The following is a 13,540-nucleotide window of genomic DNA, read 5'->3' as shown; positions in this document are numbered from 1 at the left end:
GTGGCCTCCTCTACTCAGGCCGCTTCGCGCCGCACAGCGTCCTCTGTGGACAGCCGGTGGCCCAGCCAGTCTTCGTGGTCGAGCAACCGGAGCCGTTCGTCTTCGGTGCGGGCCACCCGGCCCATCGACAGCCGCAGCAGCGGCGGCGCCATCACCGACGTGACGATCGCGACCAGGACCACCATCGTGTAGGTGGCCGTGGTGAGCACGCCGAGCCGCAGGCCGGTCAGCGCCACGATCACCTCGATCACGCCGCGGGAGTTCATCCCCGCGCCGAGCGCCAGCCCTTCCCAGCGGCTGAGCCTGCTGACCCGCGCGCCGGTGTAGGCACCGACGAACTTGCCGACGATGGCCAGCGCCAGCAAGGCGATCGCGGCCAGCGCCGTCGTCGGGTGCCACAGGGCGGTCAGGTCCATCCGGAGCCCGGCCGTGGCCAGGAACAGCGGCGCCAGCACGGAAAGCACGACCGTGCGCAGCGGCGCGAGCTTCGGCTGCGCCGAGCGCGACTGCGCGATCAGGATGCCGCCGACGAACGCGCCGAACACCGGCTCCATGCCGAGGCTCTGCGTGGCCGCGCCGAACGCGAGCAGGATGATCACCGCCATGGCAACCGCCGGGCCCGGCTCCGGCCGGCGGGCCGCCAGGTCCATCAGCTTCCGCACCACCACGCGGCCCACGGTCCCGGCCAGCGCGACGAAGCCGAGCAGGTAGCCGACGGACAGCGAGACGACGCCGACGGTGACCCCGACGGTCGCCGCCGCCGAGACGACCGACAGCAGCAGCCAGCCGACCGCGTCGTCGACCATGCCGGCCGCCAGGGTCAGCTGGCCGATGGTGCGGTGCAGCAGGCGCATGTCGGTGAGCGTCTTCGCGATCACCGGGATCGCCGTGACGCACATCGCGACGCCGATGAACAACGCGAACACCCAGCGGCTGGAGTGGCCGCCGCCGAGCAGCGAACCGGGCAGCACGAACCCGAGCGCGATGCCCAGCCCCAGCGGCAGCAGCAGACCGAAGAGGGAGACCGTCACGGCGACCCGGCCCTGGCGGCGCAGGATGCGCGTGTCGAGGTGGGTGCCGGTGATGCCGACCAGCAGCAGCACGGCGAACTGGCCGACGGCGTCGATCAGGTGGATCTGCTCGGGCGGCTGCGCGGGCAGCAGCCAGTTCGAGATGCCCGGCGCGAGGTGGCCGAGCAGGGTCGGGCCCAGCAGCATGCCGGTGACGAGCTCGCCGACGACGGACGGCAGCCCGAAGCGCTCGCCGAGGCGGCCGAGCAGCTTGGCCAGCGTCAGCAGGACCAGCAGGCCCAGCAGGAACAACAGCAACGGGTGTGGCGCGATCGGCGCCACGGGTGCGGCAAGGTGCATAGCGGACCTCCACGAGTGCTCGTGCGAAGAATTGTTCCGGCGGTCCGGGAGCGCGGGCGTCTCGAACCATGCGGATCTCACGACCCGGTCCTGTGATGTTCCGGAAACGTGCGGGTCACCTCCGGGGTGCCCTACGATTCGCCGCGGGGGTCCGCATTCTGTTTTCCGAATCGCACCGAATGAGGGGAGTTTCACCATGCGCACGACAATCCGAAGAATCGCCGCCGTCGCGGCGGTGGCGGCCGGGCTGGTGACGGCGGTCGCGCCCGCCGCGTCCGCCGCCGCCCCGGTCCGCCTGTTCGCGGCGCCGACCTTCGCCCTGTCCGCCAACGCCACCGTCGCGGCCGTGGTCACCGGCCTGCCCGCGAACGGCACGTTCTGGGTCGGCGAATGCGGCTGGGTGCCGACCGGCTGCGCCGGCAACCCGGCGACGGTGGTCGAAATCCACAGCGACGCGCACGGCACCGCGGTCACCACGATCGTGGCGCAGAAAAAGTACGTCGGCAATATCGGCGACGGGATCGACGTGACGGTCGACTGCGCGGCCGTGCAGTGCACCCTGGGGGTCTACGACGTTTCCGTGACGGCCCTCGACCGCGTCGACATCCGTTTCCGCTGACACCCGGAAAGGCCACCGCCGGAATTTCCGGCGGCGGCCTTTTTCACGTCGTTCAGGAGGCGAGGATCGCCGCGGCCCGGCCGTCGTCGCCGCCGTCGTGCGCGGACAGCAGGTCGGCGAACCGGTCCGCGGGCAGGATCCGGACGCCGAGCTCGGCCGCCTTGTCCGCCTTGCTCCCGGACCCCTCGCCGACGACGACCAAGTCCGTCTTCGCCGACACTGACCCGGACGCGGTGCCGCCGAGCCGTTCGACGGCTTGGTTGCCCTCGTCGCGGTTCTTCAGCCCCGGGACCGCCCCGGTGACCACGACCCGCATCGGCGAACCGTCGGCCTTGCGCAGCGGGAGCACGGTGGCCGCGGCCGGCGGCGCGGCGTCCGGCTCGGTCATGGTGAGCCCGCGGGCTTCGAGCTTCGCGATGACGCCGGCCAGCTCGGCCAGCTCGCCCGCGATCGTCTCGGCGCGTTCGAGGCCGACGCCCTCGACCTCCTGCAGCTGGTCGGGCGTGGCCGCGAGCAGCGCGTCCATCGAGCCGAAGTGCCGGGCCAGCCGCCGGGACACCGCGCGCCCGGCCATCCGGATGCCGAGCCCGGTCAGCAGGCTCGACAGCGGCCGCCGCTTGGTGCCCTCGATCGCCGCGACCAGCTTGCCGCCGGAGATCTCGCCGAGGCCGTCGAGCGCCGCGAGCTTCGGCACGTCGAGGTCGTACAGGTCGGCCGGGTCGGCGACCAGGCCTTCGGCCACCAGCAGGTCGATGATCTTGCCGCCGAGGCCCTCGATGTCCATCGCCTCGCGCGTGGCGTAGTGGGCCAGGATCTTCCGGGCGCCGCACGCGCGGCCGCCGGTGCAGCGCCAGCGCGTCTGCGAGCGGTCGATCTCCGAGCCGCAGTCCGGGCAGACCTCGGGCGGGGTGAACGGCTTGGCGTTCTTCGGCCGTTCGTCGAGCTTCGCGCCGGTGATCTCGGGGATCACGTCGCCCGCCCGGCGGACGAACACGGTGTCGCCGACGCGGACGTTGCGCCGCTCGAGGTCGTCGAAGTTGTGCAGGGTCGCGGAAACGACCTTCACGCCGTCGATGAACACCGGCTCGAGCGTGGCGACCGGGGTGATCACGCCGGTCCGGCCGACCTGGACGTCGATCGCCAGCAGCCGCGTGCTGCGGGTGTCGGCGGGGAACTTCACGGCCACGCCCCAGCGCGGCGCCTTCGTCGACGCCCCGGCTCCGGCCCGGTCTTCGGGGCGGTCGGCCTTGATGACCGCGCCGTCCACGCCGAAGCCGAGGGAGCCGCGCAGGTCCCGGATCTCGGCGACGGCCGCTTCGATCTCTTCGGCACCCCGGCAGACCTTCAGCGCCGGCTTGCAGCCGGACGTCGTCGCGACGCCGAGCTTTTCCAGCTCCGCCATGGCTTCCGAGTGCGTCCCGTCGTCGGCGAGGCCCTGCACGGCGTAGGCGACGAACGACAGCGGCGCGGAATAGGCGCGGTCGACCGCGCGCAGCGTGCCGGCCGCCGCGCTGCGCGGGTGCGCGAACGCGGGCTCGCCGTGCCCGGTGCGGAGCTCGTTGGCGGTGCGGAAGTCTTCGTCGGTCATGAACACTTCGCCGCGGACTTCGAGCGTCCGTTGTGCGGAAAGCCTGGCGGGCAGGCCTTTCGCCAGGATCGCGCGGGTCGTGACGTCCTCGCCCATCGTGCCGGTGCCCCGCGTGAGGACCAGCGTGAGCCGGCCGCGGGAGTAGCGCGCGGCCACCGCGAGGCCGTCCAGCTTCGGCTCCACCGTGTAGGCCGTCACCGGGTGGTCGAGCACGCGCTCGAGGCGCGCGGACCACTTCCGCAGCGACTCGGTGTCGAAGACGTTGTCCAGGCCCAGCATCGGTGTGCTGTGCGGGATTTCGGTGCCCGGCGCCACCCCCGCGCCGACGGCTTCGGTCGGGGTGTCGGCGGGCTTCCACGCCGGGTGCGCGGCCTCGGTCGCGATCGCGCGGGCCAGCAGGGCGTCGTAGGTGTCGTCGTCCATGCGGACGTCCGGGCCGGCGTAGTAGGCGGCCGCGGCGGCGCGGATCTCGGCGAGCGCCTTTTCGTACTGCGCGACGGACGGGAACGGCTTCGCCTTCGCCGGGTCGGCGGGCGCCGGAAGTTCCGTGGTCATCGGGATCCCTCGCTCCTCGGCCGTCGGACGGGCCCACCGGGGACGCTAGTCCCGGCGCCGCCGCCCGCCATCTCCCAAAATGCCGTGAAGGCCGCCTCGACGGACTCGGAGTCCATCGAGGCGGCCTTCAACGGAGCTTCAGCCCTTGACCGGGCTGCTCTGGTGCGAGAACAGGCTCAGGTCGCCTTCGCCGTTGCGGACGACGACCCAGACGGCCCGGATCTGGTTCTCCGGCGCGATCTCGGACTCACCGGGGCGGATGATCCCGCCCTCGGTGATCGCGATCGCGATGCCCGGCTCGAGGAACTTGACCTCCAGCGGCCAGCCGTAGACGTGTGCTCCCTTCAGCGGACCCGAGAACCCGGCACGCATGTAGTCGCGGATCTCGTCGCGGCTGGTGAGCTGGTTGTCCTGAAGCAGCAGGCTGCCCTCGGCGGTGAAGACGTCCGCGAACTTGTCCGCGTCGTTCAGCAGCCAGGCGTCCTGGATGCGCTGCGGGACGGTGAGGACGGCCTTTTCGTCCGCGCTGGTGAATTCGCGGTAGAAAGAGGTGTCCTCCTCGACGCCGTGCGCGGCGAGGATCGCGGTGGCGTCGCCCCACGAAGTGGTCGGCACAATGATCTCCCGGATCGGTTCGGTTACCAGCGGAGGGTGGCGCCGGCGCCACGCGGGCTGTTCTGGTAGACGGCCAGCTGCCATTCGTTGTCGCGCTTGACGACGACCCAGGTCGAGCGGACCGCGAGCTCTTCGTCGATTTCGGTCTCGCCCGGGGCGAGGATGCCGCCGTGCGTGCGGATCAGCGCGACGGTGTCCGAAACGAACCGGAGGTTGACCGGCTTGCCCGTGACGCCGGTGCCCTTGAACGGGCCGGCGTACGCGGCGGCCATGAACGCGCCGATCTCGTCGCGGCCCTTCTTCAGCACGTCACCGGGGAGGATGAGGATGCCGTCCTCGGTGAAGGCCTTGGCGACGCCGTAGCCGTCGTTCTTGCTCCAGGCGGCGATCAGGCGCAGCGGGACGTCGAGGGCTTCCTTTTCCTTTTCTGCGGTGAAGGGCCCGTAGTAGTCGTCCAGCCTGGCCTGCTCGTCAGAAGTGGGTGCGGACACTGTTGCTTCTCCTTCGATCGGTCGGCCAACCAACGGCGGGGATACGATCGGCCCAGACGGAGTTCATGGTCACACGGGCCCCGGCGCGAAAACCTCTCCTGAGTTGCCGGTCTTTCCCGCAGGGGAGGAGATGCCGGGACACCCCGGTTCCCGGAATCCTGGCCACGGAGATTCGAGCCACATCGTCAGCCAAGGAGAGCCGGATGTCCGAGAAGGCTTCGTCCCTCGTCGCGGGGGCCAAACAGTGGGCCACCTACTACGGGAAGTTCACCCAGGGCGAGGAAAGCGCCGCCGTGACCGCGCAACTGCGCGCCCGCGCCGCGTGGGACGCGAACGACGCCGGCGCGTTCGCGGAGTCGTTCGCCGAGAACGGCAGCATCCTCGTCGACGACGAGCAGATCAACGGCCGGGACGCGATCCGGGCGTTCTTCAGCGACGCCTTCGGCGCGACGCTGTCGGGCACCAAGCTCGTCACCGAGCCGATCGACGTCAAGGTGCTCGAGCCGGGCGTCGCGGTGGTCATCACCGACGGCGGCGTGCTCTACGAGGGCGAGACGGCGGTGCCGGTCGAGCGCACGGTCCGCGGCACCTGGGTGGTCGCCCAGACCGACGGCGAGTGGCGGCTGGTGTCGCAGCAGACCAGCCCGGTCAAGGGCTGAGGGGGCCGGCATGACCGAACGCACGGGTGTCGTGACGTTCCGCGGGAACCCGGTGACCCTGCTCGGCCCGGAGATCGCCGTCGGCGACCGGGCACCGGACTTCACCGCGCTGGGCACCGACCTGGCCCCGGTCCGGTTCGCGGAGCTGGGCGGGACGCGGGTGATCTCGGTCGTCCCGTCGCTGGAGACGCCGGTCTGCGACCTGCAGACGCGCCGGTTCAACGAAAGCGTGTCCCAGCTCGGCGACGCGTCGGTGCTGACGGTCTCGGTGGACCTCCCGTTCGCCCAGGCCCGCTGGTGCGGCGCGGCGGGCGTCTCGGGCGTCCGCACCCTGTCCGACCACCGCGACCTGTCGTTCGGCCTGGCGTACGGCGTGGTGATCAAGGAGTTCCGGCTGCTGTCCCGCGCGGTGTTCGTGGTGGACGCGGCCGGCACGGTGGTCCACGCCGAGTACGTCCCGGAAATCGGCCAGGAGCCGAACTTCGACGCCGCGATCGTGGCGGCCCAGGGAGCCGAGACCGCGCGCCGTTCCGACGGCCGCGCCGCCTGACCGTCCTTTCGGGACGGTCGCCCGCGAAGGCCGCCGTCCGGGTTCCCCTGCACCCGGGCGGCGGCCTTCGCTTTTGCCGTGCCCGGGACCACCCGCAAAGCGTGAAGGCCACCTTGGGACCCAAGGTGGCCTTCACGACGTCGAGAACTCAAGCAGCCCGCGGCAAGGCGTCGATCTCCGCCAGGCGGACCTTCAGGGCCTTCTTGTCCGCCTTGCCGACCGCCGTGTGCGGGAAGGCGGCCAGCACCTCGAGCCGCTCCGGGATCTTGAAGGCCGCCAGGCCGCGCTCGGTCAGGAACCGGGTTATCTCCGCCAGGGACAGGGAACACCCGCCGTGGAAGCGGACGAACACGCAGACCCGCTCGCCGTACAACGGGTCCGGGGCCGGCACCGCCGCCACCTCGGCCACCTCCGGCAGCTCCTGGATCAGCGTCTCGACCTCGCCCGCCGAGATCTTCTCGCCGCCGCGGTTGATCAGGTCCTTGACGCGGCCGCACACCACCGCGTAGCCCTCCGGGGTGATGCGGACCAGGTCGCCCGTGCGGAACCAGCCGTCTTCGGTGAACGACAGCTTGTTCTGCTCCGGAACGCCGTAGTAGCCGCGCGGGGTTCCCGGGCCGCGGGTCAGCAGCTCGCCCTCGCCGCCCGGGGGCACCGGCAGGCCGTCCTCGTCGACGACCAGCAGCTCGTCGAACGCGCTCATCGGCGGCCCCTGCGTGCCGAACGCCAGCTCGTCGGGCGCGTCCGGGGGCGTGTAGCAGACCAGCCCTTCGGCCATGCCGTAGACCTGCTGCAGCCGGCAGCCGAGCGCCCGCGCCATCCGCTCCGCGATCTCCGGCGCCAGCATCGACCCGCCGACGTGCACGTACCGCAGGCTCGCCAGGTCCGGTTTCGCCGTCGCCGCCGCGTCGACCCACTTCAGGACGACCGCGGGCACCGCCGACGTCACCGTCACCCGCTCGGCTTCGATCGCCGCGAACACCGGCTCCGGCCGCGGCGACGCCGAGAACACCACCCGGCCGCCCGCGTGCAGCGCGCCGAAGATGCCGGGGCTGGCCAGCGGGAAGTTGTGCCCGGCCGGCAGCACCGCCAGGTACACCGTGTCCTCGTCGAAGGCGCACGCCCGCGCGCAGTGGGTGATGTTGAACAGGTAGTCGTCGTGCGTGCGGCTGATCACCTTCGGCACGCCCGTGGTGCCACCCGAGAGCAGGAACACGGCGATGTCCGACGGCGCGGGCCCGTGCGCGTCCAGCCACGCCCGCCGCCCGGCGACGTCGCCGTCCGGGTCCATCAGGGCCCGGACGTCGACCGCGCCGGGAACGACCGCGTCGCCGACCACGAGCACGGAGGCCGGATCCGGCAGGGCCGCCGTCACACGGAACGCGAGCTCCTGGTGGTCGAAGCCGCGCCAGGTGTCCGGCACGACCAGGCCCTTCGCCCGCACGTGCGCGCCGATGGCCGTCAGCTCGTGGTCGCGGTGGGGCGGCAGCATCATCGTCGGGACGACGCCCAGCCGCAGCAGCGCGGCCGTCACGACGGCGAACTCCCAGGTGTTCGGCAGCTGCACCAGCACGGTGTCGCCGCGCGAAAGCCCCTGTTCGCCCAGCCGCACGGCGAGGGCGTCCGCGCGGACGGCGAGGTCGCGGTAGGTCAGCCGGGTGCCGCCGTCGACGACGGCGACCCGGTCACCGCGGGTCTCCGCCCACTCCCACAGGTACGACCCCATCGTCCGGCCCGGCCAGACCCCGGCCGCGCGGTAGGCGTGGGCCAGGTCCGCGGGCCAGGGCACGAAACCGTCGAAACTCATTCAGGCTCCCCCGTCTCCTCGGCCATCCGCTCGGTGAGCAGCGCGGTGACCGCTTCGATCGTCGGGCGGTCCCAGAACAGCGTCGCGGGCAGCGCGAACCGGAAGCGCCGCTCGAGGCCGCGCCGGATCCGCACGGTCATCACCGAGTCCAGGCCCATCTCGATCAGCGGCCGCCGGGAGTCCACTTCGGACGCCGCGAGGCCGGTCTCGGCCGCGACGTGCTTGCGGATCTCCTCGGTGACCGCGGCCGACAGCTCGGCGCCGGTGAGCCCGGCCCACGGCACGTCGACCAGGTCCGCGGCGACGGCGCCGGCCGCGGCTTCTTCGGGCAGTTCCGAGAGCAGGGCCAGCTTCCGCACGCCGGGCTCGGCGGGCAGGGTCCGCAGCATGACCGCGTACCCGAGGTCGTGCCGGGCCGCGAGGTCCCACGCCCCGAACGCCTCGGTGACGCTGATGTCGGCCGTGCCGCGGGCGGCGAGCTCGGCGTCGATCACCGCGGTGGAGGTCGACATGCCCAGGCCGCGCCACGACGTCCACGCGTAGCTGGCGGCACCCTGGTCGCCCGCCGTGCGGCGGTGGGCGGCGAGCGCGTCGAGGAACGCGTTGCCCGCCGCGTAGCTGGTCTGCCCGGGCAGGCCGAGCAGCTGCCCGCACGAGGAGAACAGCACGAAGAAGTCGAGCGAGCCCGGCGGGAACAGGTGGTGCAGGTTCAGCGCGCCCTCGACCTTCGGCCGCATGACGCGGCGCAGCGAGGCTTCGTCGAGCTTGCCGAGGGTGCGGTCGTCGAGCACGCCCGCGGCGTGCACCACGCCGCGGAAGGGCGGCAGGCCGAGCGCGTCCGGTGAGAGCTTCGCCGCGACCTCGTCGGCGTCGGCGACGTCCACGGCGACCGGGACGACGGTGACGCCGAGGCGTTCCAGTGCGATCACCGACTCGACGGCGTCGATCTCGGCCTCGTCGGTCAGCTCCGCCCACCGGCTGCGCGGCGGCAGCCCGCGCCGGCCGGCGAGCACGATGCGCCGGGCACCGCGGTCGGCCAGCCAGTGCGCGACCTCGAGGCCCAGCACGCCGAGGCCGCCGGTGACCAGGTAGGTCGCGTGCGGCCGGGCGGCGAGCCGCGGCCGGGCCGGGTCGCCCGCGAGCCGGTGCAGGCGCCCGACCGAGGCCTCGCCGTCGCGGACGACGACCACGTCCTCGCCGCGGATGGTCCGCAGCACCTCGACCAGGCCGGCGATGTCCGCTTCGGACTGTCCGATGTCGACAGTGCCGCCCCAGAGGTCGGGGTGCTCCCCGCCGATGACCCGGCCGACGCCCCACAGCGGGCCGTGGCCGAGCGCGGCCGCCTCGGCGCTTTCGCGGACGCCTTCGGTGAGGCACCAGACCCGGGCGGTCTTCGCCTGCCCGGTGGCGGCGACGCGCTGCGCGGTGCGGGCGAGCAGCCACGAGCCCTCCGCCGCGGCGTCGCCGGTCGCCCCGGCGGCGGGCACCACGAGCAGCGTGTGGTCCGGGCCGAGCACCCCTTCGGGCAGGCCCTCGGGCGTGGCCGCGACCAGGTGCGCGACACCCAGGGCGTCGAGCCCGGCGGTGACCCGCCGCAGCACCGGCGAGTCCGGCCCGACGAGCACGAGGCTCCCGGACGGCCCGCCGGCGACGCCTTCGGCCGGGCGCCAGGCCAGCTCGTGCACGACCTGGCGCGGGCTGGTGACCGCGCCGGCTTCGCTGTCCAGCACGCCGTACTTGAGCCGCGTCAGCCGGCCGACGACGGTGCCGTCGAGGTCGGCGATTTCGACGTCCACGGTGTCGTCGGCGACCACGCGCACGGTCACGGTCGCCCGCGACGGCGACTGCTCGGCGAGGGTGACCCGGTGAATGTGCGCGGGCATCCGCAGGATCGGCGGCCCGCCGAAGGCGACCGACGCCGCCGACAGCGCGCCGTCGAGCAGCGGTGCCCAGGTGGTGGGCAGTTCGTCGGAGCCCGGGTCGGTGTCGACCGTGACGACGAGCGTGCCCTCGCCGCGCCGGATCTCCCGGACCGCCCACGGGAAGCCCATCGCGGCGACGCCGAGGGTGGCGAGCCGGTCGATGACGTACCCGGTCGGCAGGTCCTCGCTGGTCCGCGCTTCCGAGCGCTGGCCGCGGATCGAGCCGCCGAACGCGCTGACCGCCGCCGTGGTGTGGGTGACCCAGCCCTTGTCGTCGCCGTCCTCGGCGCTGACGTCCTCGATGATCCGCGAAGACAGCCGGAAAGCGCCGTCCTGCAACACGATCTGGAGGTGCCGCGGGCGCGTGACGCTCACGGGGACGCGCAGGGCGACGTCGGAGAGCTCGTGCCAGGTGCCCTTCGCCGAGGCCGCGGCGGTCAGGAAGCTGTTGAGCAGTACCGCGGCGGGGATGATCTCGACCTTCCGCACCGGGTGGTCGCCCGGGTACGGCCGCGAGTCGTGGTCGAGGTAGGTCAGCCAGGCCTGGGCCGGGTTCGCGCCGTGCACGTTGATCCGGCCGCCGAGCAGCGTGTGGCTGTCGAGGTCGTGCTGCTGGGTGAGGAACGAGCGGCCGACCGAGTCGTCGACCCAGTGCTCCTTGCGCTGCCACGCCGTGGTCGGCAGGTCCACCAGGGAGCCCTCCGGCCAGTGCGCCGCCCAGTCGACGTCGGCGCCGCCGCAGTACAGCACGCCGAGGTTGGCCAGCAGGGTTTCCCGCTCGGGCCGGTTGCGCCGCAGGGAGTGCGTGACGACGGCGTCGGTGACGCCCAGCTCGTCGAGGGTTTCGTTGATCGAGTGCTCGACCACCGGGTGCGGCGAGACCTCGACGAACAGCCGGTAGCCGTCGGCCGCCGCGGCCGCGACGGCTTCGGCGAACCGCACCGTGCCGCGCAGGTTCGTGGCCCAGTAGGCGCCGTCGCGCGGCGCTTCCGACCGCGGGTCGGCCAGCGCGGTGCTGTACACCGGGATCTCGGCCGGGGTGGGCGGCAGGTCCGCGGCGGCCGCGGCCAGCGATTCCAGCAGCGGGTCCATGTGCGGGCTGTGGAAGGCGACGTCGGAGTCGACCTTGCGCACGGCCAGGCCCTCGGCGGCGAACAGCTCGCTCGTCTCCTGCACGGCTTCGACGTCGCCGGAGAACACGGTCGAGCCGGTGGCGGCGGCGACCGCGACGGCGACGTCGGTGCGGCCGGCGAGCCGGCGCCGCGCCTCCTCCGGCGGCAGGTTCACCATCGCCATCGCGCCCTGGCCCGCCACCCGCCGCAGCAGCACGGACCGGCGGCAGACCAGCCGGGCGCCCCGCTCGAGGGTGAGCATGCCGGACGTGACGGCCGCGGCGATCTCGCCGACCGAGTGCCCGATGACGGCGTCGGGGTGGACCCCGCGGTCGCGCCACAGCGCGGCCAGCGCGACCTGGACGGCGAAGATCATCGGCTGGATGACGTCGACGGGCTGCGGCTCGTCCGAGCCGATGGTCGCACGCGGCGAGACCCCCATCTCGGCCAGGAAGACGGGCTCGATCGCGTCGATCACGGCCGCGAAGGCGGGTTCGGTGGCCAGCAGCTCGCGGGCCATCCCGGTCCACTGCGAGCCGTGCCCGGAGAAGACCCAGACGAGCTCCTGGCGTGAGGTCTCCGGCAGGGCGCGCCCGGAGACACCGCCGGTGCCCGAAGCGGCGAACTCGGCGAGCTTCGCGCCGAGCGCAGCGGTGCTGTCGGCGGAAACCGCGGCCCGGAACGGCAGGTGCTGGCGCCGCCGGGCCAGCGTGTGCCCGATGTCGGCGAGCTCGGTGCCGGGGTGGCGGGACAGCCAGTTCGCCAGCCGTCCGGCGTACTTCGCGACGGCCGCCTCGGTCGCGCCGGACAGCGGCAGGACGTTCGGCCGGCCGCCCGCCGCCGCGGTGGTGGTCGTCTCGGCGTCGGACTCCGGGGCCGCCTCGAGGATGACGTGCGCGATCGTGCCGCCGTAGCCGTACCCGGAAACCCCGGCGCGGCGCGGCGCGCTGCTCTGCGGCCACGGCGTGTTCTCGGTGACCACGCGCAGACCCGAAGTGTCCCAAGGGATCTTGGGGTTCGGCGTGGTGAAGTTCAGGCTGGCGGGGATCTCGCCGTGCTGCAGGGCCAGCACGGTCTTGATCACCCCGGCGACGCCGGCGCCCGCTTCGAGGTGCCCGACGTTCGGCTTCACCGAGCCGATCAGGCAGGGCGCGCCGGCCGGGCGCCCGGCGCCGAACACGGCCGTCATCGCGCCCGCTTCGAGCGGGTCGCCGACGCTGGTGCCCGTGCCGTGGGCCTCGACGTAGCCGACGGTCGCCGGGTCGATGCCGGACGCCTGGTAGGCGCGGCGCATCAGGTGGGCCTGCGCCTCGCCGTTGGGCGCCATGATGCCGTTGGTCTTGCCGTCCTGCTGCACCGCGCTGCCGCGGATCACCGCGAGCACGCGGTCGCCGTCGCGACGGGCGTCCTTGAGCAGCTTGAGCACGACGATGCCGCCGCCCTCGCCGCGGCCGTAGCCGTCGGCCGAGGCGTCGAAGGACTTGCTGCGCCCGTCGCGCGAGGTGGCGCCGGCGGCGTCGAGCACGACCGACAGCCCGGGCCCGGCCATCACGAGGATGCCGCCGGCGAGCGCGACCGGGCACTCGCCGGAGCGCAGCGCCTGGGCCGCCAGGTGGATCGAGACCAGCGACGACGAGCACGCGGTGTCCACCACCATGCTCGGCCCGCGCAGGTCGAGCGAATAGGACACCCGGTTCGCCACCGCGCAGAAGGAGCTGCCGATCCCGGTCCACGCCTCGATCCGCGGCAGGTCCTCCAGCAGCCGCCGCCCGTAGTCGTCGGCGCCGACGCCCATGAAGACCCCGGCGTCCGTGCCGCCGAGCGACCGCGGCGGGATCCCGGCGTGCTCCAGCGCCTCCCACGCCAGCTCCAGGGTGATCCGCTGCTGCGGGTCCATCAGGGCGGCTTCGCGCGGGGTGACGTCGAAGAAGTCCGCGTCGAACTCCTTGACGTTGTCGAGGAACGCGCCGCGTTTGGTCACGTCCCGCACGACCGCGGCGTGTTCGCGGCTCTGGCCGGCGTGCCACTCCCAGCGATCCGCGGGCAGCTCGCCGACGGTGTCGCCACCGTCGCGCAGGAGCGCCCAGAAGGACTCTGGTGACTCGATTCCCGCGGCGAAACGGCAAGCCATCCCGATGATGGCGACGGGTTCGGGGAAGTTCATCGGCCTTCTTTCGATCGTCGGGCGACCGGCGGGCGCCGGGCAAGGACACCGAAGATCCGGGCGAGCCGGTTCCGGCCCGCCCGGATCG

General features: G+C 73.1%; 9 protein-coding genes. 3 read left to right on the top strand and 6 right to left on the bottom strand.

All coding sequences use genetic code 11. The features are described from left to right. Positions 1-14 precede the first annotated feature (14 nt). On the bottom strand, positions 15-1,370 hold the full coding sequence (locus ACYVLJ_RS36585) for a cation:proton antiporter (protein WP_460442109.1): 1,356 nt from the start codon (positions 1,368-1,370) through the stop codon (positions 15-17). A 196-nt stretch (positions 1,371-1,566) separates the two neighbouring features. Here ACYVLJ_RS36585 and ACYVLJ_RS36580 point away from each other — a divergent pair, with 196 nt between their 5' ends. Further along, positions 1,567-1,989 carry a neocarzinostatin apoprotein domain-containing protein gene (locus ACYVLJ_RS36580; RefSeq protein WP_460442108.1) on the top strand — a complete coding sequence of 141 codons (423 nt, stop codon included), beginning with the start codon at positions 1,567-1,569 and terminating at the stop codon, positions 1,987-1,989. Between the two features lie 52 nt (positions 1,990-2,041). Here the strand turns inward: ACYVLJ_RS36580 and ligA are convergent, their stop codons facing one another. From ligA to ACYVLJ_RS36565, 3 genes are all read right to left on the bottom strand, one after another. Continuing rightward, on the bottom strand, positions 2,042-4,132 hold the full coding sequence (ligA, locus tag ACYVLJ_RS36575; protein WP_460442107.1) for an NAD-dependent DNA ligase LigA: 2,091 nt from the start codon (positions 4,130-4,132) through the stop codon (positions 2,042-2,044). A 138-nt stretch (positions 4,133-4,270) separates the two neighbouring features. Further along, entirely contained in the window at positions 4,271-4,747 is a 477-nt protein-coding gene (locus ACYVLJ_RS36570) for an SgcJ/EcaC family oxidoreductase (RefSeq protein WP_451987684.1), read from the bottom strand. Between the two features lie 23 nt (positions 4,748-4,770). Next, on the bottom strand, positions 4,771-5,238 hold the full coding sequence (locus ACYVLJ_RS36565; protein WP_451987686.1) for an SgcJ/EcaC family oxidoreductase: 468 nt from the start codon (positions 5,236-5,238) through the stop codon (positions 4,771-4,773). A 203-nt stretch (positions 5,239-5,441) separates the two neighbouring features. On the opposite strand from ACYVLJ_RS36565, the gene ACYVLJ_RS36560 reads away from it, so the two are divergent. Beyond that, positions 5,442-5,897 carry a nuclear transport factor 2 family protein gene (locus ACYVLJ_RS36560; protein ID WP_460442106.1) on the top strand — a complete coding sequence of 152 codons (456 nt, stop codon included), beginning with the start codon at positions 5,442-5,444 and terminating at the stop codon, positions 5,895-5,897. Between the two features lie 10 nt (positions 5,898-5,907). Further along, positions 5,908-6,447: a thiol peroxidase gene (gene tpx / locus ACYVLJ_RS36555; RefSeq protein ID WP_460442105.1), complete on the top strand. Its 540-nt coding sequence runs from the start codon at positions 5,908-5,910 to the stop codon at positions 6,445-6,447. Positions 6,448-6,595: 148 nt separating this feature from the next. Here tpx and ACYVLJ_RS36550 read toward each other — a convergent pair whose 3' ends face one another. Continuing rightward, positions 6,596-8,254, bottom strand: coding sequence for a (2,3-dihydroxybenzoyl)adenylate synthase (locus tag ACYVLJ_RS36550; RefSeq protein ID WP_451987692.1), 1,659 nt, complete (start codon positions 8,252-8,254; stop codon positions 6,596-6,598). Further along, entirely contained in the window at positions 8,251-13,452 is a 5,202-nt protein-coding gene (locus tag ACYVLJ_RS36545; RefSeq protein ID WP_460442104.1) for a type I polyketide synthase, read from the bottom strand. Before ACYVLJ_RS36545 ends, ACYVLJ_RS36550 begins: the two co-directional genes overlap by 4 nt. Positions 13,453-13,540 lie beyond the last annotated feature (88 nt).

The sequence above is a fragment of the Amycolatopsis stemonae genome (assembly GCF_054781455.1).
Note: the sequence above shows the minus strand (reverse complement) of the source record. Positions and strands in the feature narration are given on the sequence as shown.

Coding starts and splice junctions, on each gene's coding strand:
- ACYVLJ_RS36585 (WP_460442109.1), bottom strand. CDS start 1,370: ATGCACCTTGCCGCACCCGTGGCGCCGATCGCGCCACACCCGTTGCTG.
- ACYVLJ_RS36580 (WP_460442108.1), top strand. CDS start 1,567: ATGCGCACGACAATCCGAAGAATCGCCGCCGTCGCGGCGGTGGCGGCC.
- ligA (WP_460442107.1), bottom strand. CDS start 4,132: ATGACCACGGAACTTCCGGCGCCCGCCGACCCGGCGAAGGCGAAGCCG.
- ACYVLJ_RS36560 (WP_460442106.1), top strand. CDS start 5,442: ATGTCCGAGAAGGCTTCGTCCCTCGTCGCGGGGGCCAAACAGTGGGCC.
- tpx (WP_460442105.1), top strand. CDS start 5,908: ATGACCGAACGCACGGGTGTCGTGACGTTCCGCGGGAACCCGGTGACC.
- ACYVLJ_RS36550 (WP_451987692.1), bottom strand. CDS start 8,254: ATGAGTTTCGACGGTTTCGTGCCCTGGCCCGCGGACCTGGCCCACGCC.
- ACYVLJ_RS36545 (WP_460442104.1), bottom strand. CDS start 13,452: ATGAACTTCCCCGAACCCGTCGCCATCATCGGGATGGCTTGCCGTTTC.